This window comes from Flavimobilis marinus, assembly GCF_900113055.1.
Classification (GTDB): domain Bacteria; phylum Actinomycetota; class Actinomycetes; order Actinomycetales; family Cellulomonadaceae; genus Flavimobilis; species Flavimobilis marinus.
In genome coordinates this window covers 51986-71120 of the sequence record NZ_FONZ01000006.1, presented here as the reverse complement: position 1 = coordinate 71120, position 19135 = coordinate 51986, and the positions used below count along the sequence as shown (strand labels likewise).

Genomic DNA, 19135 nt, shown 5'->3' with positions numbered 1-19135 from the left:
CGATGTACTTCCGGCGCGCGGTCGAGGCGCGCATGGCGGCGCGCAGCCGTGCGATGAGGATGAATGGCGCCGTGGAGTTGCACAGCTGGACCTCGAGCATCTCGAGCGGCTCGACCTCCTCGACCACCTGCACCCAGGAGTTCGACGACACCAGGTCCGGGACGAGCCCGGCGGCGTCGATCGCCGTGGCGTTCGCGACGCGCTCGAGCGACGCGGAGCCTGCCGTCAGCGCGAGCGAGGTCAGCAGGCCCGGCGCGGTCACCGACGCGTGTGCCATGGCGGTCGCCGCGCTGTGCTCGTCGCGCCCGCCAGCCTGCACCGACGCCTCGAGGGAGGCAGGGTGCGCGTCGACGCTCCGGCCGTAGGTCGTCACGTGCGGCAGCAGCCCGGTCGGGAGCGGCGCGGACTCCGCGGCCGCGAGCGGCGCGTACGCACCCGGGGACCGGCGCACGGTCTGGGCCGCGTTGTTGATGAGGATGTCGAGCGGACCCTCGGCCGCGACGTCGTCGGCGAACGCCATGACCTGGGACGGGTCGCGCAGGTCGATGCCCACGATCTTCAGGCGGTGCAGCCAGTCGTCGGCGTCGGGCATGCCGGCGAAGCGGCGGATCGCGTCGTTGGGGAAGCGCGTGGTGATCGTGGTGTGCGCGCCGTCGCGCAGCAGCCGCAGCGCGATGTACATGCCGATCTTCGCGCGCCCGCCCGTGAGCACCGCGCGGCGGCCGGTGAGGTCCGTGCGGGCGTCGCGCTTGGCGCGGTTGAACGCCGCGCACTCGGGGCACAGCTGGTGGTAGAAGACGTCGATGTCCTGGTACTCGCGCTTGCACACGTAGCAGCCCTGCGGCTTCTGCAGCCGCCCCGCGAAGGTGCTCGACGTCGTCATGGGCTTGAGCTCGATGCCCGCGGTCTCGTCGTCGATCCGCGTGGGTGAGCCCGTCGCGGTGGCCTCGATGACGGCGCGGTCGGCCTCCTGGATGATCCGCTTGGCCTCGTCGCGGCGCTGCTTCTTCACCGTCTTGTAGAGCTTCGCGGTGGCGCGCTGCAGGGCGATCTTGTCCGCGTGGTCGGGATCGAGATCGTTGGCCTGCTCGAGCACGCGCAGGGCGACGGCGAGCTCGGCGGGATCGAGACCGGCGGCGTCGAGCGCGGTCACGCTCGCAGGCACGGCCGCGGGCGCGACGGAGTCAGCAGATTCTTCAGGGGGCACCATACGATTATCCCCGCCTGACCCCGTCGAGCGGAACGCCTCCGAGCGGTGACGTCGGGTACACCCGTCAGCCCTGCTCGAACTCCGTCGAGAGCTGGGCAAGCAGCTGCCCGAACGGCCCGCCGTCGCCCATGGTCCGAGGCTCCGCCGCCGGCCACTGGCCGTGCTCGACGTCGGACTGGTCCGCCACACCGCTCACGTACGTGCCGTCGGCGTCCTCGAAGAGCAGGCCCTGAGGCAGCGGGCTGAGCAGCGCAGCCCCAGCGTGTGGCGGGCTCCAGCTCGTGCTGACCTTTCCGCCGCCACCCGTCGCCGCGATCTCGGCGTCCGACGGCGCTTCCACAGCCAGGACGAGGACTCGCGTGCCCACGGGGACGGCCCGCTCCAGGTCCGCGAGAGACCGCTCGCCGTAGCTGGCGCCGTCGTCGAGCTCCATGGCCGCACGCGCGTCGTCGACCAGCACGTCCCCGCGCTGCACCTCCACGAAGACGATCTGGGCGCCGTCCTGGGCAGTGAAGGACTGTGCGACGAGGACTTCCATCGCCGCTGAGGTGCGCTGGTCGTCGCCGTCGCGAAGGACCCTCCCGTCGGCCCACGAGGTCACGGTCCCGACGACGACGGCCTGTGCGCCCTGCGCCAGCTCCACCACGGAGGACGCGACGTCGTAGTCACTACCCGCGTGGCCACGGACGATCGCGCCGTCCACGTGCGAGGCGGGTGCACGCACGGGCGCCGGGGAGCCTGCTGCCAGTGGTGCGGTGGGACGGAGCGTCGTCGGCCCGGTGCCCCCGTCCGAGGCTGAGCATGCGCCGGCCAGCAGCGCGGCCGTGATCGTCACGAGGGCGGCCGGCCTTCTCTGCCGCCGATCGGAGTGCGTCATGAGAGCCCCTGTTCGCTCGAACCACGGGTCGACCCGGACCAGACGACGGCGCGCCCGGAACGAGCGCCCGAAAGGTCGGTATCTGGGACGCTAGCACCGCGGCATTCGCGGGGACAGGACGGTGAGTCGCATCGCTTGGTGGCGTGCTAACGGAGCGCTCAGTGGCCGATGAGGAGGGCTTCTCTGGCTTCTCTGGCGGCGTCGACGAGCTCTGGGGTGAGGGTGTGGAGGTCGTTGATGGTCTGGATGCGTTCGATCTGGGTGGCCAGGCGGTCCAGGAGTCGGAAACTGCCTGCGGTGATGCGAGCGATGGTGGCCAGGGCGGTGGCGTGCGCGATCGGGTCGTGGTCGGTGTGCTGGGAGGGAAGGCGCGTGGTGAGGACAGCGTTGAGCTCGTCGGGGCCGAGGGGTCTGTACTCGTGGGCGAAGCCGATGCGGCTGTAGAGCTGGGGATAGCGGGCGAGGCTCTTTTCGACGCCTGGCGGCGACGTCGACGACGGCCCAGAAGCGATCGTTTACGGACGGGCCCGATATAGTCCGGTTCCGGTTCCGGCTCAGTGAGAGGGTGAAGGATGGTTACGTTCCCTTCGCCGCTCCGTCGCGGCGACCTCCTAGCCGTGACGGCTCCGTCGCTGGGGGTGCCCAGCGACCTGGTACCGAGGTTGGACTTCGCGGTTGAGTCGCTGCGTGAGCGCGGGTACCGGGTCGTCGTCGACGACGTGACAGAGGGAGAGGGCGAGGCAATCGCCCGCGGCCCGGCCCGAGAGCGTGCCGCGAGGCTCACGGGATTGATGCTCGATCCCGAGGTGAGAGCGGTCATTCCACCGTGGGGTGGGCACATCGCGATCGATCTGCTGCATTGCCTGGACTTCGATGAGATGGCGTCCGGCCCGACCTGGCTGGTGGGGTTCTCCGACGTCTCGACCCTCCTGCTTCCCCTCACGCTGCTGACCGGCGTCGCGACGCTGCACGGCCAGAACCTGATGGACACTCCCTACCGCGTCCCCGCACCCCTGGTGTCCTGGGTGGACGTCGCTAGTGGCCACGTTGGCCCCGCAGTCGTCCAGGGACCAGCGCAGGCCTACCGGTCTGCGGGCTTCGATGACTGGCAGGCAGACCCCACCGTCACCGAGTACACGTTCGACGCACCTGGGGGGTGGACCCGAGTCGATGCCGAAGGCGACGTCGACGTTCGGGGTCGGCTCATCGGTGGGTGCCTGGACACCATCACGCACCTGGCCGGGACGCCCTACGGGGATGTCGCCACCTTCGCGGCAACTCACGCGCCCGAAGGTCTGATCGTCTACCTGGAGTCGGCGGGCTCTGACGTCGCCGACCTCACCCGACGTCTCTTCGGCCTGCGCTACGCCGGCTGGTTCGGCGCTGCCTCTGCCGTCCTCATCGGACGAAGCAACGGCAAGGAACTCCCCAGCTACACACGCCACGACGCCGTTCGCCACGCGCTCGGGGACCTGGGCATTCCGGTTCTTGTGGACGTCGACTGCGGCCACCTCCCGCCTCACATGGCGCTCGTCAATGGCGCCCTTGCCGAGCTGACCCACACGGCGACCGCGTCTCGGCTCACCCAGTACGTCGAGACTTCACGCGCCAGCTCGGGGCAGGACTGATCGAGCACCACCCAACTGGAAACGATCGTTTCGAGACAACGCCCCAGACGGTGCCCCCCTGCTCGACCCCGGCTGACCTGGCCGTAAACGATCGTTACTGGGCGGGTGCGAGCTGCCAGCCTGTCGTGGTGCACTGGCCGTCGTCGTCGTCGTCGTCGCTGCCGGCCGCGAGGACGGTCCCGTCAGAGCACAGGCCGAGCGTGTGGGCGGATCCCGCTGCCACTGCCACCACATCCCGCCACTGGTCGACGTCACACTGTCCATGGCTGTTGTCACCTGCCGCGAGCACCCGGCCCCCAGCGACGACCGCCACCGTGTGACGACTCCCTGCCGACAAGGCCGTCACGTCGCGCCACGCAGGCACGTCCAGGACTCCGACAGATCGGTCGCCTACCGCGACCACGCGTCCATCGGTGATCAGCGCGGCGGTGTGCAGGTAGCCCGCAGCGATCGCGCTTACGTCACGCCATCCGGCGACCTCGCACTGCCCCCGGCGGGTGCTACCAACAGCCAGGACCGTGCCGTCCCCCCGGAGACCGACGGAGTGCCAGTCTCCCGCTGCGACGGCCACCAGTTCGCTCCAGTCCTCGACGGCGTTGGCTCCCTCGTTCCGGCGACCGGTCGCACGAGCTGATCCATCCGCGAGGACCGCCAGCGTGCGTCGCCAACCCGCGGCGATGCTGACGACGTCACTCCAGTCATGGACGTCGCACTGCCCCGCGTTGTTCCAGCCGGTCGCCAGAACTGTGCCGTCCTTGCGTAGTCCTACCGTGTGGGAGCGCCCGGTGTTTCTGGCCGTGTGCACATTCCCTGCTGCTACTGCGACGATGCCGCTCCACTCCGTGGTGCGCAGCTCCTCGGCTCCAAGCGCACCTGCGGTCAGCACCGACCCATCCACGCCAACTCCCACCGAGTGTCGGTGTCAGGCGGCGATGCGGGCGTGGGAGTGGCGGCAGGTCATCGGTCGATGTTCCCAGAGGTCCCGGGGGCCCGCTGCACGGATCGGAGACAGCTGACCCAAGGACTCCTCGCCGGCCACTGACAGGCCTCAGAAGCACGCCGCCAAGCGATGCGATCTACAGGACAGGGCGCCCCTCCGGAGCGCGCCGCGGGCCTGCACCCGGCTAGCCTCGACAGATGAGCGCACTCAAGGTTCTCTTCCTCGGCGGCACCGGCGTCATCAGCTCCGCGAGCACCCGCCTCGCCGCGAAGCGCGGCATCGACCTGACCGTCCTCAACCGCGGCACGTCGTGGCGCACGCTGCCCGACGGCGTCGAGCACCTGCGCGCCGACGCCCGGGACCCGCAGTCGGTCCGGGAGGCGATCGCCGGCCGCGATTTCGACGCCGTCGTCGACTGGGTGGCCTTCACCCCCGACCACGTCCGCGACGACGTCGACGTGTTCGAGGGCCGCACCGGCCAGCTGGTCTTCATCAGCTCCGCCTCGGCGTACCAGACGCCGCCCGCGCGCCTGCCCGTGCGGGAGTCCACGCCGCTGCGCAACCCGTTCTGGGAGTACTCGCGCAACAAGATCGCCTGCGAGGACGTGCTCGTCGAGGCCTACCGGGACCGCGGGTTCCCTGCGACGATCGTGCGCCCCTCGCACACCTACGACCGGACCCTCATCCCGCTCGACGGCGGCTGGACCGCGCTCGAGCGCATGCGCCAGGGCAAGGAGGTCGTGGTGCACGGCGACGGCACCTCGCTGTGGACGCTCACGCACCACGAGGACTTCGCCAAGGGGCTCGTCGGGTTGCTCGGCCACCCGCGCACGCTCGGGGAGGCCTTCCACATCACGTCCGACGACGTCCTGACCTGGGACCAGATCACGCGCGCCCTCGCACGGGCCGCCGGGGTCGAGGCCAAGATCGTGCACGTCCCGTCCGACGCGATCGCCGCCGCCGACCCCGACTGGGGCGCGGGCCTGCTCGGCGACAAGGCGCACTCGATGGTCTTCGACAACACCAAGATCCGCAGCGTCGTCCCCGACTTCATCGCGACCATCCCGTTCGAAGCCGGGGCGTGCGAGATCGTCGAATGGCACGACGCCGATCCGTCGCGCCGCACCGTCGACGCTCGTATCGACGGCGTCATGGACGAGCTGGTGGCGCGCTTCCGCGTCGCCTGACGTTCACCCGAAGTCACCCGCTCCGGCCTTCCGCACGGGGCGGGACCCCGATAGCGTCGCAGGGTGACCGAGCCCACGATCGCCAGTCGCATCCTCTGGCTCGCCGCGGGCATCGCGGTGGGCGTCGTCGTTCCCGTCCTCACGTTCGGGTATCACGTCGGTGAGTGCGTGGACTCAGTGCGCCCCGGTGGTTCCTTCTGCCGCACTGGCCCCGCCATGGGGCTGCCCGCCGCGATCGTCTGCTGCGTCGTCGCGGCGGTGTTCGTCGTCTACGCGTTGCGGCGAGCGACGCGGCGCTGACAGCGCCGTCGACCCCGCGAGGCTGAGCCGAGCGAGCTCAGCCCGCCGTGACCAGGGTGAAGACGCTGCCGGGCTGGTCGCCCGAGTCGAAGACCCGCAGGCTGTCGTCGGCCGTGTCGAGGCCGAGGTAGCCGGCGGCGGAGCTGAGCGCCACCCGGTCCGGGGAGTCGAGCGGGGTGACCTCGATGACGAGGGCCGGCTCGTCGGGATCGCACGGGGCGAGCGCGACGGCCTCCTCGGCGAGCGCGAGGCAAGACGGTTCGCCGTCGGTGAGGGCGACGGTCTCGAGCAGGTAGGCACCAGGGTCGTCGGGCACGGCGGTGGCGATCCACGAGATCGACAGCTCGGAACTGGCGGCGTCGTCCACGGTGATCACCCCGCCCTCGACCGACGGTGCCAGGTAGGTCCCGGCGAACGTCTGGACCTGCATCTCGGCCCCCAGGACCGTGTCCGACGACGCGTCGTCGGACGGCTCCGGCGTCGCATCGGGCTCCTCGGTGCTCGGAGCCGGAGTCTCGGTGCTCGGGCTGGGCGCCTCGGGCGAGGAGGTGGGCTGCTCGACGGCGGTGCTCGACGTGGCCGGAGCCGGGTTGTCGTCGGACGTGCAGCCAGCGAGGGTTGCCCCCGCGCCAAGGAGTGCGACGGTCAGGGCAGCGCGCGTGGTCGTGTGCATACGACCTATGTGATCAGACGCGCCCGTACTTCGCGCGGGCGAACGAGTACACCCCGTACGCGGCGAACCCGACGGCCATGAGCGTGAGCAGGACCGCGCCGAACGGCAGCTCGAGGAGGGAGCGCAGCGCGCCGTCGAGCCCGGTCGCCTCGTCGCTGTCGTGCGTGACGGCGGCGACCACGAGGAACCCGCCGACGATCACGAGCGCGATGCCCTTGGCGATGTAGCCGACCTGGCCCGCGCGCACGACCGCCCGGCCCGGGTGGCCGTCGAGGTCCTCGAGGAACTTCTTCTTCCAGCCCTTGATCACGTGGTAGACCGCCACGCCGATGACCCCGAGCCCCACCGCGGCGATGAGCACCTGACCGAGCGGCCACTGCAGCACCTTCGCCGTCATGCTCTCCTCGCTCGACCCGCCGCCCGAGCCCTGCAGGATCGAGTACGTGGTCCAGCCGAGCGCCCCGTAGACGACCAGGCGTCCGACGGCCTTGAGCCGGTCCTTCGTCTCGTGCCGCCCGACCGCCTCGGTGACCTGCCACAGCGCGAGCAGCACGAAGCCGACGACGCAGCCCCACAGCAGCGCGGTGCCGAGCCCGGACTCCGCCAGCACGGACAGTGCGCCGGTCTGGTCGGCGTCCCCGCTCGCGCCACCCCACGCGACCTGGAGCGCGAGCCACGCGATCAGCAGGTGCAGGAGGCCGTTGGCGAGGAACCCGAGCCGGGCGCCGGCCTCGACCGCGGGGTGGTCTCCGGCAGCGCGGGCATTGCTCTTCATGTCGGCGGTCATGCCGTCACCCTGCCACCCGGTCAGGTGGCCCGCACCCGGTGCGGGTAGTCCGCCTCGCGCCCCTGGAACTCGAGGATCGCGGGATTCACGACGACGCCCTCGCGGATCTCGATGGCGCGCGCGATGGTCGGGTCCGCGTCCCAGGCGACGGGTCCGCCGAGCACGGTTCCGACGAACGGCAGGAGCGATTCGCTGATCTCCCACGTCGCGGCGTTCCACAGGTGCGACGGGCTGTGGTCCACCGCGTAGTAGGCGATGTGGTCGCCGATCTCGAACATCGGGTCGGCGAACGACGTCGGGCGCGCCCAGCTGAAGCCCATGCCCTCGTCGCAGGACACGTCCACGATCAGGCTGCCCGGCCGGAACGCCGCCAGGTCCTCCTCGCGCAGGAACATCAATGGCGCGTTGGGGTCCTGCAGCGTGCAGTTCACGACGATGTCGCAGGCCGCGAGGAACGGCGCGATCGGCACCCGGCCCGCCTCTGTCGTGACGTGGCTGAGGAACGGCGCGGCCTCGTCCTGGTCGAAGTGCGCCATGCGCGCGGAGTGGATCGGCGCGCTCACGGCGGCGACGTCGCGGCCGGTGAGCACCTGGATGTCATGCACGCCGATCGCCTTGAGCGCGGTGACGGCGCCGCGGGCCGTGGCCCCGAAGCCGATGACGACGGCGGTGAGCCGGCGCCCGTAGTCGCCCGTCAGGCCGCACAGCTGCAGGGCGTGCAGCACAGACGCGTACCCGGCGAGCTCGTTGTTCTTGTGCAGCACGTGCAGGCCGAAGCTCCCGTCGCGGCGCCAGTGATTCATGGCCTCGAACGCGATGAGGGTGAGCCGCTTGTCGATCGCGAGCTGCGTGACCTCGGCGTCCTGGACGCAGTGCGGCCAGCCCCAGAGGGTCTGTCCGTCACGCAGCGCGGCCACGTCGGAGGCCTGCGGCTTGGGCAGCAGCACCACGTCCGACGACGCGACCACCTCGGCGCGGTCCGCGACCCCGGCGACCAGCGGGCGGAGCTGGTCGTCGCTCACGCCGAAGCGTCGGCCGTAGCCCGTCTCGAGCGTGATCCGCTGGCGGAGGCCGGGATCGATCCGCTCGAGGTGCGCCGGGTGGATCGGCAGGCGGCGCTCGTCGGGTTTGCTCGAGGCGCCGAGGACGCCGAGCGTGAGCCCGGTCATCGCCGGGCCGCGGTGCGAGGGACCGTGCCGACGGGCGTCGGACGGGACTGCCGTGCGGACCGGACGGTCATCGCTGCTCCCTGGAGGAGGCGCCGAAAAACGGTGCCTATCCGGTCAGACTACGCGAGTCGGGAGCACCCCGTGCTCGCCCAGAGCACAGTCCTGATCGGGGAGGCCGAGCAGAACTGTGCTCTGTGTGAGCGGCGCGGCGCGCCACCGGCTCAGACCCCCGGGGTCGAGCCTGCCTGGCCCGACGACGACGCCGAGCCCTCCGTGATGCCCAACTCGCGCAGCTGCTTGCGGGTCGGTGGCGGCACCGGCGCCTCGCCGGGGGTCCCCGGCTCGAGGAAGCCCTCGCGCGCCGCGGTGCCCATGACGATCACCCCGGTCGAGGTCAGGCCAGCGTCCGCGCACGCGGCCACGATCCCGTCGAGCGCTGCGCGCACGACCTGCTCGCCCGGCAGGGTGGCCCGCACGACGACGGCGACGGGCGTCGTCGGGTCGATGCCCGCGGTGAGCGCCTGGTGGGCCAGGCGCTCGAGGCCGGCGAGGCCCATGAGGATGACGGTCGTGACGTCGGGCGCGCCGATCGCCGCGAGGTCCAGCGGCGTGAGCCGCCCGTGCCCGTTGACGACGTGCACGCGCCCCGAGGTCCCCCGGTGCGTCACGGGGATCCCGGCGATCAGGGGCGCGGCCACCGCAGACGTGATGCCCGGCACCACGGTCACCTCGACTCCCGCCGCGCGGCACGCGAGGACCTCCTCGCCGCCGCGGCCGAACAGGAACGGATCCCCGCCCTTGAGCCGCGCGACCCGGCGACCGGCCTGCGCCTGGTCGATCAGGATCTGGTTGATGGCGCTCTGCGGCACCTGGTGGATGCCTGGGCTCTTGCCGACGTGGATGACCTCGACGTCGTCGGCGAGCTCGGTCAGGACCGAGGTGGGGCCCAGGCGGTCGGAGACGACGACGTCGGCCTGGGCGAGCAGCGCGCGGGCGCGCACGGTCATGAGGTCGGGGTCGCCCGTGCCGCCGCCGAGCAGGGCGACCGTGCCAGGGCGCAGCACCGCACCGCGCACCGGCGCAGTGGTCCCGAGCGGGTCGCCAGCAGCAGCGTCCGCCTCGCGGTGCGCACGCAGGTCCACGCCGCCGGACCGCAGCACCTCGGCCAGTCCGTCGCGCACGGTCACCGACCGCCGCGGGTCGGCGCCGCTCGCGGACGTCACCCCGAGCAGCACGTCGCCGACGACGGCGGTCGCGGTCGAGCGTGCCGTCCCGACGGCCACGTCGGAGGCGACGACGCAGAACACGCGCCGCGCGGACGCCCACCCGGCGACCGCGGCGTCGACCGCGGCGTCACCGGTGCAGGCGTGCACGAGCCAGGCGCCGTCGACGTCCGCCTCGACGACCTCGCGGGCGGCGAGGGTTACGCGGCCGGTCGCCGCGAGCGTCGTCAGCTCGTCCGAGGCGTCGGGTGCGACGACGTCGACCGCCGCGCCGCCGTCGAGCATCGTGTGCGCGCGGCGCGTCGCGATCGGCCCGCCGCCGACGACGAGCACCCGGCGCCCGGTGAGGTCCAGCCCCAGCAGCGTCGCCGTCATCGGCCCACCTCGTCGTCGGCCCCGGGCTCAGCGACAGGCTCGACCACGCGCGCCACCGCCTGCACCTCGACGCGCCCGTCGGCCACCCGCGCGGGGTAGCTCGCGAGGTCCTGAGGCGTCTTTCCCGCAGCGTCCAGGCACTCGCCCGTGCGCACGTCCCAGACCTGCTTGTACATCGGCGAGGACACGATCGTGCGGTCTCCGGCGGAGCCGACGAGCCCGCGGGAGAGCACGTTCGCCCCGGAGAACGGGTCCTTCTGCTGCACGGCGACGACCTCGTCGTCGAGCAGGCGGAACACGGCGATCTGGGTGCCCTCGAGGAGCGCCGCGGCCCCGCGCTCGGGCACCAGGTCCTCCAGAGCGCAGACGTCGATCCATGCGGTCACTTGCGAACCTCCAGGTGGCGGGCGATCACGGGGTTGTTATCGGCCTTCTCACCGGGACGGGCGGGGCGGACCTGCCCGCGCTCCGAGGTGTAGGCGAGGTCGGGGTCGTGCTGGTCGGGCGCGTTGACGAACGACACGAACCGGCGGAGCTTCTCCGGGTCGTCGAGCGTCGCGCGCCACTCGTCCTCGTAGGACTCCACGTGCTCGGCCATCGAGGCGTCGAGCTCGGCGCCGATCCCGAGGACGTCGTCCACCAGCACCTTGCGCAGCTCGGGGATGCCGCCGGGGTACTCGGCCACCCACGGCGCGGTGCGCTGCAGGCGGTCGGCCGAGCGGATGTAGAACGCGAGGAAGCGGTCGATCACGCGGATCAGGCCGTCGTCGTCGAGGTCCTCGGCAAGCAGGTCCGCGTGCCGCGGCGTGAAGCCGCCGTTGCCGCCGACGTAGACGTTCCAGCCCTTCTCCGTCGCGATGACGCCGACGTCCTTGCCGCGGGCCTCCGCGCACTCGCGCGCGCAGCCCGAGACGCCGATCTTGAACTTGTGCGGGGAACGCAGGCCCCGGTAACGCATCTCGATCTTCACGGCCATGCCGACGGAGTCCTGGACGCCGAACCGGCACCACGCCTGCCCGACGCAGGACTTCACCGCGCGCAGCGACTTGCCGTACGCCTGACCGGACTCGAAGCCGGCGTCGACGAGCCGCTTCCAGATATCGGGCAGCTGGTCGATCCGCGCGCCGAACATCGCGATGCGCTGCGCGCCCGTGATGCGCGTGTGCAGACCGAACTCCTGCGCGACCTCGCCGAGCACCATGAGGCGCTCGGGCGTGATCTCGCCGCCGGGCACGCGCGGGACCACCGAGTAGGTGCCGTCCTTCTGCATGTTGGCGAGCACGTGGTCGTTGGTGTCCTGGATCGCGGCGTGCTCGCGCTCGAGCACGTGCCCGAACCCGAGGGACGACAGGATCGAGGCGACGACGGGCTTGCAGACGGCGCAGCCGCGGCCGGTGCCGTGCGCGCCGATGACCTCGGTGAACGTGCGCAGGCCCTCGTGGCGCACGAGCTCGAACAGCTCGGCGCGGCCCATCTCGAAGTGCTCGCACATGGCGCGCGAGACGGCGATGCCGTTCTTCTCCAGGGTGGTGTTGACGATCTTCGTCAGCAGCGGGACGCAGGACCCGCAGACGGTCCCGGCCTTGGTGCAGGCCTTCACGTCGCCGACGTTCATGCAGCCCTGGTGCGTGACCGCGTCGCGCACCGTGCCGGCGGTGACGTTCGCGCACGAGCAGACGACGACGTCGTCGGGCAGGTCCACGCTCGGGAGTCCGCCGCCGCCCTCGGGGGCGAGGAACGCCGACGGGTCCGCGCCGAGCGGGCGGTCGAGCAGCGGGCGCAGCGAGGAGTACAGCGCGATGTCGCCGACGAACACGCCGCCGAGCAGCGTCTGGGCGTCGTCGGACACCACGAGCTTCTTGTAGGTCTTGGCGACGGGGTCGGAGAAGCTGACCTCGAGCGCGCCCGGGGTGAGCGCGAAGATGTCGCCGAAGCTGGCGGCGTCGATCCCGACGCCCTTGAGCTTGGTGCCCTCGGGGAAGCGCTCGTACGTCTTGCGTCCACCGAACAGCTGGTCGACGACGACCTCGGCCATCGCGTTGCCGGGCGCCACCAGGCCGGTGGCCTCGTTCTCGAACGACGCGCACTCGCCGATCGCCCACACCGCGGTGTCCGACGTGCGGCACGTCGGGCCCACGACGACGCCGCCGCGGTCGCCGATCGCCAGGCCGGACTCGCGGGCCAGGCGGTCGCGCGGGCGGATGCCGGTCGAGAACACCACGACGTCGGCGGGGATGGTCGAGCCGTCGGACAGGTCCATCGTGGCGACGGGGCCGTCACCCGCAGGGCCCAGGCGCGTGGCGCCGGTCGCGGTGCGCACGTCGATGCCCATGTCGGTGATGAGCACGCGCAGCGCCTCGCCACCGCCGGCGTCGAGCTGGACGTTCATCAGGCGGTCCGCGAACTCCACGACGGTCGCGCTCGCGCCGAGCTTCTGCAGGGCGGCCGCGGCCTCGAGGCCGAGCACGCCACCGCCGACGACGGCGCCAGACAGCGGGCGCCCGAGCTTCTCCGATCGCAGCGCGATCCACTCGCGCAGGCCCACGACGTCGGCCATCGTCCGGTAGCTGAACACGCCCGGGAGGTCGGTGCCCTCGGTGCGGGGCGTCCACGCCCACGAGCCTGTGGCGAGCACCAGGTTGTCGTACGGCTCGACCCGGCCGGAGCGGGTCACGACCGCGCGCTGGTCCAGGTCGAGGCGGTCGACCGCGTCGCCGATGACCAGCGTGACGCGCGGGTCGGACCACGGCGTCTGGTCCATGACCAGGGCCTCGGGGCTGCGGCCGTCGAAGTACTCCGACAGGTGCACGCGGTCGTACGGGGCGCTCGGCTCGTCACCGATCACGGTGAGCGTCCAGTCGCCGTCGGGCGACGTGCGGCACAGCTCGTCGGCGAACTTGTGGGCGACCATGCCGCCGCCCACGACGACGACGCGTCCGGGGGTCTGGGTGCTCATGAGGTCCCTCTTCGTCTCGGGGTCCGGCCGCGGTCAGCGCGCCGATGTTCCATCGTCCGTATCGGCTTGTCCGCCCGTCCGGGCCGTTCGGCCCAGCCGGGGTGTGACGTCCGCCGCGTCCGGCTACTCGAGCACGGTGGTCGGAGCCTCCCACGCGTCGTCGGGCCGGTGGTGCGAGGGCGTCGGCACGAACTCGGGGTGCGCGCCGGGGGTCAGGTAGGTGCGGGCGAAGGCCAGGGCCTGGCGCACGTCGTCGCAGCGTTCCGCGGCCGTGCGGGCCTTGCGGGTGCCGATCTCGATGGCTACGTCGCCCTGCCAGCCGTGGTGCACGATCTCAGCGAGCAGCTCGCGGACCGGCTGGGTGCCGCGCCCGGGCACCAGGTGCTCGTCGCGGCCCGAGTCGGTGCCGTCGGTGAGGTGGATGTGCCGCAGACGGTCGCCGAAGATCCGCATGAGGTCCAGGCAGGACTGCCGCGAGCTCGCGGCGTGGGAGACGTCGAGGGTGACGGCGTCGTAGTCGTGCTCCGTGGGGTCCCAGCCGGGCAGGTACGCCATGTAGTCGCGCTTGCGGCCGCGCCACGGGTACATGTTCTCGACCGCGATCGTGATGCCCGAGTCCTCCGTGAGGTCGCGCACCTCGTCGACGAACTTGCGCGAGTACTTGCGCTGCCACGCGAACGGCGGGTGCACGACGACGGTGCTCGCGCCGAGCGAGTGGGCCATGTCCACGGTCTTGGCGAGCTTGGGCCCCGGCTTGGCCCCCCATACCTGCTGGCTGACGATCAGCGTGGGGGCGTGGATCGAGCGGATGGGCATGTCGAAGTCCGCGGACAGGTGCGAGAGCGCGACGTCGTCCTGGGTGACCTTGTCCCCCCAGACCATGACCTCGACGCCGTCGAAGCCCAGGTCAGCGGCCATCTCGAAGGCGTACGGCGCCTTGCGCGGGTACACCGACGCCGTGGACAGGGTGACGTTGATCCCGGGGGCTGGAGCGGTCTCCAGGGGACGGGCGTCGTCGGCGGCTGGCATACCCAGCACCCTAGTGCGGCACCAGGACCATCGCGATCTGCGTCACAGCCACCGATACGTTGGGCGCATGACGACCCACATCCTCGCCATGGGCGGCGGCGGCTTCTCCATGTCCGACGACGGCGCGGCCACGGCGTTCGACCGGTTCGCCCTCGGGCTCACCGGGCGCGAGCGGCCCACCGTGTGCTTCGTGCCGACCGCGTCGGGCGACGCCGCGGAGTACGTGGACCGGTTCGAGTCCGCCTACGCGTCGCTCGACTGCGAGACGCGCGTGCTGGAGCTGTTCCGTCGCCGCACGTCCGACGTGCGCGAGGTGCTCGCCGGCGTCGACCTGCTCATGGTCGGCGGCGGCAGCACCGTGAACCTGATGGCGCTCTGGGACCTGCACGGCGTCACCGCGGCGCTGCGGGAGATCACCGCGACGCGTGACCTGGTGCTCGCGGGCGTCTCCGCAGGGGCGAACTGCTGGTTCGAGGCGTGCTCGACCGACGCGCTCGGCCCCGAGGTGGCGGCCTGGCACGGTGGCATGGGGTTCCTGGCGGGGAGCTTCTGCCCGCACTACGACGGCGAGGAGCAGCGCCGCCCGCACCACCACGGCGTCGTCGCCTCGGGTGCGCTGCCGGGTGGCTGGGCCGCCGACGACGGAGCGGCCGTCCACGCGGTCGACGGCCGGGTCGTGGCGCACCTGGCCGAGCGCCCCGGCGCGCGCACCTACCGCGTGGAGCCCGACGGCGCGGGTGGTGTGCGCTGCGAGGCGCAGCAGATGCGGGACGTCTGACCCTGGACAACCCCTAGACGTCGTTGATGCGGTGCCGCTACTGTGCGCTCGGCCCCGACATTCCGGGGATTTCGGGGGAAGTCGCCGCGGGGGCGCGGCCAAGCATCGGATCAAAGGGGATTCATGCGCACCGTTGTTGTCGTCACGTCCACCGCCGTCGTCACCGCCATCCTGGGCGGGGGAGCCTTCCTGCTCGCCCAGGACAAGGCGGGACGGTCCAGCGCGTCGCCGGCACCCCCGCGAGCACCTGCGGCTGAGCGCTAGCCTGTGCCCACCGGTCGCGGCAGGCGCGACCGGACGTGACGTCGAGGGGTGCCGGTGACGCTGACCGAACGGCTCCTGCACGTCCTGGTCGCGGGGAGCGTCGTCGTCGGCTCGGCCTGGTGGCTCCTGCCGGAGCGCGAGCCCGCGACGGTCTCTCCCGAGGAGATCGAGCGGATCGTCACGACCGTGCAGCAAGGAGCCGAGGAGCTGCGCGCCCGGTGCGACCTGCGGCCCGAGACGTGCCGCGGCCTCGAGGTCGCGGTGCCCGCCACCGGCCCGTGAGCCCAGCCTGCGGCTGACGCCGGTCCCGGCGTAGCCTGGCCGGACTGATCTGGTCCGTTCCGCGAAGGGGGCACGAGGTGCCGACGCCGACGCTGCTGCTGCTCCGGCACGGCGAGAGCACGGCCAACGCCGCCGGGCTCTTCACCGGCGTGTTCGACGCCGAGCTCACCGCCCGGGGCCGTGCGGAGGCCGCGAACGCTGCCGGTCTGATCCGCACCGCCGGCCTCGTGCCGGACGCGACCTTCACGTCTCCCCTGTCGCGGGCGGCACACACGGCGCGGATCGTCCTCGACGCGCTGGGTCGCCAGGACGAGGAGGTGACGACGGACTGGCGCCTGACCGAGCGCAGCTATGGCGCCCTGACCGGCCGAGCGAAGGAGGAGGTCCTCGCGGAGTTCGGCGAGGAGCTCTTCCTCGAGTGGCGTCGCTCGCTCGGCACGCGCCCCCCCGCGATGTCCGACGCGCAGTTCGAGCGGCTGCGCGCCGCGCCGCCGTTCGACGCGCTGCCGGACGCCGCGATGCCCCGGACGGAGTCGCTGCGCGACGTCATGGTCCGGGTGCAGCCGGTGCTCACTGACGTCGTCGAGCCGGCGCTCGCCGCCGGAAGGAGCGTGCTCGTGGTGGCGCACGGCAACTCGCTGCGCGCCGTCGTCGGCCTGCTCGACGGTTCGGACGAAGACGAGCTCCGCGCGCTGAACATCCCCACCGGCCAGCCCCTGGTCTACGACGTGGACGCGAGCGGCCAGCCGGTCCCGCGCAGCGGCCGGTACCTCGATCCCGAGACCGCGCACCAGGCCGCGCGGGTCATCGCCGCGGAGGGCGGTACCTGATCGTCCTGCGCCTGGGCGGCGGGGCCGTGGCACGATGGCGCGCATGGCCGCCGATCCCCGTTCCCTGTTCCCGGGGAAGTTCTTCATCAGCACGGTGCTCGACGCGCTGGACACCAAGACCACGATGTCCGGGGCGATGGCCCGGCGCTACCTGCAGCGCGCGGCGATGGCGGGGATCATCATCGGCGTCCTGTACGCCGCGAACTTCGCGATGATCGCTGCGTTCGACGCCGTGACGATCGGCGGCACCACGCTCGTCACCCTCGGCCGCGTCGCCGGGGCGCTGACGTTCGGCTGGGCCCTGGTGTTCATCTACTACACCAAGTCCGAGCTGCTGACCTCGAACATGATGATCGTGACGATCGGGGCGTACTACAAGCGCACCCGGTGGCGCGAGGCGATGCGCATCCTGGGCCTGTGCTACCTCGGGAACGCGCTCGGCGGCCTGCTGGTCGCCCTGCTCCTGCGCTTCTCGACGATCCTCGCGGGGCGCCCGACAGAGCTGATGATCGCGGCTTCCGACCGCAAGCTCGCGTTCCTGACGGAGGGCGCCGCGGGCTGGGGCGACCTGCTGGTCCGAGCGATCTTGTGCAACCTGCTCATCAACATCTCGATGCTGCTGGTCTACAACGGTCTCATCAAGGACGACCTCACGCGCAGCCTCGCGATGATCGTCGCGGTGTTCCTGTTCGCGTTCCTGGGGCTCGAGCACTCGGTCGCCAACACGGTGCTGTTCCTCATCGTCGGTCTGCGCGACGGGATCGAGGTCGGGCTCGCGCTCGCGAACCTCGGGATCGCCCTGGTCGGGAACTTCATCGGGGGTGGCCTGCTGATCGGCCTGTACTACGCGTACGTGAACGACGACGCGCGCTACCTGCGAGAGCAGCCGCCAGTCGGGCCGAGCTGAGCAGCGCACGCTGAAGCCGGGCCTGGTGCCCACGCCCCGGAGCCTGGGCCCGGCGCGCGGCTACGCGGTGAGCGCGCCGTCCTCGATGAGGGACGCGAGCACCAGGTCGGGCCGGTCGCGCTGCACGGCCCGCAGGCGCCACTCGTCGCGGAACAGCGCGAGCAGCGTGCCGTCGCCGCGGTGGGCGAGCTCGACGCCCGGCACACCGGAGAGCTGGACGGCGTCCTCGGGCGCGAGGCGCCGGGCGACCGAGAGGTCGAGCGGGTGCGTCACGACGACGGCGTGGAACTCGTGCTCCATGCGGAAGCTCGCGACCTCGAACTGCAGCGGCCCGACGGCGGCCAGGATCGGCGCGCCGTCACCGCGCGCCTCGGAGACGAGCACCTGGACGACGCCCTCCTGCTCGAGCTGGGCGATCCCCTTGCGGAACTGCTTGGACCGCGACGGGTCCGCGGGGCGCGCCGAGACGAAGTGCTCGGGCTCGAACGCGGGCATCGGCGGGAACTTCACGGCGGGCCCGGTCGCGTGCACCGTGTCGCCCACGGCGAGGCTCGTGGCGTTCACGAGCCCGACGACGTCGCCTGGGTAAGCGACGTCGACCGTGTGCCGGGCGCGCCCGAGCACGGCCAGCGCGTACTTCGTCGCGAAGCTGCGGCCGGTCTGAGCGTGCACGACCGGCGCGCCGCGCTCGAACGCGCCGGAGCACACGCGGATGAAGGCCACGTGGTCGCGGTGGTTGGGGTCCATGCCGGCCTGGATCTTGAAGACGAAACCGCTGAACGGAGCGTCCAGCTCGCGGGGCTTCCCCGCGCGGTCCACCCGGGCGCTCGGCGCCGGGGCCAGACGGACGATCGCGTCGAGGAGCTCGCGCACCCCGATGTTCGCCAGCGCCGCGCCGAACAGCAGCGGCGTGGTCTCGAGTCGGAGGAAGGAGGGGATGTCCACTGCGTCGAGAAGCCCGGCACTCTCCACGGCGGCCGTGACGTCCTGCTCGGCGCGCTCGAGGGCCTCGTCCATCGTGGCGGGCGTGGCGACGGCGAGCGTCGCGCCACCGGGCGCGCGCTCGTAGAACGTGATCCCTTGCGAGGCGACGTCGACCAGGCCGGCTAGGGCGCCCGAGGGGCCGATCGGCCACGTCACTGGCGTGGGACGCAGGCCGAGCCGGGTCTCGAGCTCGTCGCAGAGCTCGAGCGCCTCCTGGCCGGGGCGGTCCCACTTGTTGATGAAGGTGATGACGGGGACGCCGCGGCGTCGGCAGACCTCGAAGAGCTTGAGTGTCTGCGGTTCGAGGCCCTTGGCGGAGTCGAGCAGCATCACCGCGGCGTCGACCGCCGTGAGCACGCGGTAGGTGTCCTCGGAGAAGTCGGCGTGCCCCGGGGTGTCGAGCAGGTTGATCACGACGTCGTCGTAGGTGAACTGCAGCGCCGCTGACGTGATCGAGATGCCGCGGGTCTGCTCCATCTCGAGCCAGTCGGAGATGACGCCCGAGCGGCCCGCCTTGCCGTGCACGGCGCCGGCCTCGTTGATGACGCGAGCGTGCAGGGCGAGCGCCTCGGTGATCGTCGACTTGCCGGCGTCGGGGTGCGAGATGACCGCGATACTGCGGCGGCGGGCGGCCTCGTGGCGGACCGTCGCGGGGGCGAAGGGGTCGCTCGTGCGGGCGCGCTCGGTGTTGGCAGGCTGCTGCAGCTCCATGACGACCCTTCTTGAACCGGCGGCC

Annotated in this window: 20 protein-coding genes; 9 read left to right on the top strand and 11 right to left on the bottom strand. The window is 71.9% G+C overall.

The window, feature by feature from the left end:
• Both BMZ30_RS13240 and BMZ30_RS13235 read right to left on the bottom strand, forming a co-directional pair.
• A partial coding sequence (locus BMZ30_RS13240; protein WP_093379788.1) for an SDR family NAD(P)-dependent oxidoreductase occupies positions 1–1210 on the bottom strand: 1210 nt, incomplete at its 3' end.
• 64 nt (positions 1211–1274) lie between these two features.
• Positions 1275–2045, bottom strand: a complete 771-nt coding sequence (locus BMZ30_RS13235; RefSeq protein ID WP_093379785.1) for a hypothetical protein — start codon at positions 2043–2045, stop codon at positions 1275–1277.
• Between the two features lie 203 nt (positions 2046–2248).
• Between BMZ30_RS13235 and BMZ30_RS13830 the strand changes: the two genes are divergently transcribed.
• Together BMZ30_RS13830 and BMZ30_RS13225 are read left to right on the top strand one after the other, a co-directional pair.
• A complete protein-coding gene (locus BMZ30_RS13830; protein WP_177191383.1) occupies positions 2249–2623 on the top strand; it encodes a hypothetical protein in 375 nt (124 codons plus the stop codon).
• Between the two features lie 36 nt (positions 2624–2659).
• Positions 2660–3715, top strand: coding sequence for a S66 family peptidase (locus tag BMZ30_RS13225; RefSeq protein ID WP_093379783.1), 1056 nt, complete (start codon positions 2660–2662; stop codon positions 3713–3715).
• A gap of 94 nt (positions 3716–3809) precedes the next feature.
• Here BMZ30_RS13225 and BMZ30_RS13220 read toward each other — a convergent pair whose 3' ends face one another.
• On the bottom strand, positions 3810–4613 hold the full coding sequence (locus BMZ30_RS13220; protein ID WP_244887044.1) for an RCC1 domain-containing protein: 804 nt from the start codon (positions 4611–4613) through the stop codon (positions 3810–3812).
• Positions 4614–4852: 239 nt separating this feature from the next.
• On the opposite strand from BMZ30_RS13220, the gene BMZ30_RS13215 reads away from it, so the two are divergent.
• Entirely contained in the window at positions 4853–5842 is a 990-nt protein-coding gene (locus BMZ30_RS13215; protein WP_093379780.1) for an SDR family oxidoreductase, read from the top strand.
• 63 nt (positions 5843–5905) lie between these two features.
• The gene (locus BMZ30_RS13210) at positions 5906–6142 is read left to right on the top strand and encodes a hypothetical protein (protein ID WP_093379778.1); all 237 of its coding nucleotides are present in this window, start codon (positions 5906–5908) and stop codon (positions 6140–6142) included.
• Between the two features lie 37 nt (positions 6143–6179).
• Here the strand turns inward: BMZ30_RS13210 and BMZ30_RS13205 are convergent, their stop codons facing one another.
• From BMZ30_RS13205 to BMZ30_RS13175, 7 genes are all read right to left on the bottom strand, one after another.
• Positions 6180–6815: a hypothetical protein gene (locus BMZ30_RS13205; RefSeq protein ID WP_093379775.1), complete on the bottom strand. Its 636-nt coding sequence runs from the start codon at positions 6813–6815 to the stop codon at positions 6180–6182.
• A 13-nt stretch (positions 6816–6828) separates the two neighbouring features.
• Positions 6829–7602 (bottom strand): DUF1206 domain-containing protein, encoded by a 774-nt coding sequence (locus BMZ30_RS13200; protein ID WP_229828397.1) that lies wholly within the window; start codon positions 7600–7602, stop codon positions 6829–6831.
• A 20-nt stretch (positions 7603–7622) separates the two neighbouring features.
• On the bottom strand, positions 7623–8771 hold the full coding sequence (locus BMZ30_RS13195) for a N(5)-(carboxyethyl)ornithine synthase (RefSeq protein WP_093379773.1): 1149 nt from the start codon (positions 8769–8771) through the stop codon (positions 7623–7625).
• Between the two features lie 221 nt (positions 8772–8992).
• Positions 8993–10369 carry a uroporphyrinogen-III C-methyltransferase gene (gene cobA, locus BMZ30_RS13190; RefSeq protein WP_093379770.1) on the bottom strand — a complete coding sequence of 459 codons (1377 nt, stop codon included), beginning with the start codon at positions 10367–10369 and terminating at the stop codon, positions 8993–8995.
• Positions 10366–10755, bottom strand: coding sequence for a nitrite reductase small subunit NirD (gene nirD / locus BMZ30_RS13185; RefSeq protein WP_093379768.1), 390 nt, complete (start codon positions 10753–10755; stop codon positions 10366–10368). Before nirD ends, cobA begins: the two co-directional genes overlap by 4 nt.
• Complete coding sequence (gene nirB, locus BMZ30_RS13180; protein WP_093379765.1) at positions 10752–13325, bottom strand: nitrite reductase large subunit NirB; 2574 nt, start codon at positions 13323–13325, stop codon at positions 10752–10754. The genes nirD and nirB overlap by 4 nt, the downstream gene beginning before the upstream one ends.
• A gap of 123 nt (positions 13326–13448) precedes the next feature.
• Positions 13449–14354: a sugar phosphate isomerase/epimerase family protein gene (locus BMZ30_RS13175; protein WP_093379762.1), complete on the bottom strand. Its 906-nt coding sequence runs from the start codon at positions 14352–14354 to the stop codon at positions 13449–13451.
• A gap of 67 nt (positions 14355–14421) precedes the next feature.
• Here BMZ30_RS13175 and BMZ30_RS13170 point away from each other — a divergent pair, with 67 nt between their 5' ends.
• The 5 genes from BMZ30_RS13170 (at position 14422) to BMZ30_RS13155 (ending at position 17415) form a co-directional block, all read left to right on the top strand.
• Positions 14422–15132 (top strand): Type 1 glutamine amidotransferase-like domain-containing protein, encoded by a 711-nt coding sequence (locus tag BMZ30_RS13170; RefSeq protein ID WP_219810231.1) that lies wholly within the window; start codon positions 14422–14424, stop codon positions 15130–15132.
• Positions 15133–15255: 123 nt separating this feature from the next.
• Complete coding sequence (locus BMZ30_RS13825; RefSeq protein WP_177191382.1) at positions 15256–15396, top strand: hypothetical protein; 141 nt, start codon at positions 15256–15258, stop codon at positions 15394–15396.
• A 54-nt stretch (positions 15397–15450) separates the two neighbouring features.
• Positions 15451–15678 carry a hypothetical protein gene (locus tag BMZ30_RS13165; protein ID WP_143073211.1) on the top strand — a complete coding sequence of 76 codons (228 nt, stop codon included), beginning with the start codon at positions 15451–15453 and terminating at the stop codon, positions 15676–15678.
• Between the two features lie 77 nt (positions 15679–15755).
• Positions 15756–16508 carry a 2,3-bisphosphoglycerate-dependent phosphoglycerate mutase gene (locus tag BMZ30_RS13160; protein WP_093379756.1) on the top strand — a complete coding sequence of 251 codons (753 nt, stop codon included), beginning with the start codon at positions 15756–15758 and terminating at the stop codon, positions 16506–16508.
• Positions 16509–16551: 43 nt separating this feature from the next.
• A complete protein-coding gene (locus BMZ30_RS13155; RefSeq protein ID WP_093379753.1) occupies positions 16552–17415 on the top strand; it encodes a formate/nitrite transporter family protein in 864 nt (287 codons plus the stop codon).
• A gap of 60 nt (positions 17416–17475) precedes the next feature.
• On the opposite strand, the gene BMZ30_RS13150 is transcribed toward BMZ30_RS13155, so the two are convergent.
• On the bottom strand, positions 17476–19110 hold the full coding sequence (locus tag BMZ30_RS13150; protein WP_093379751.1) for a peptide chain release factor 3: 1635 nt from the start codon (positions 19108–19110) through the stop codon (positions 17476–17478).
• Between the last annotated feature and the right edge of the window lie 25 nt (positions 19111–19135).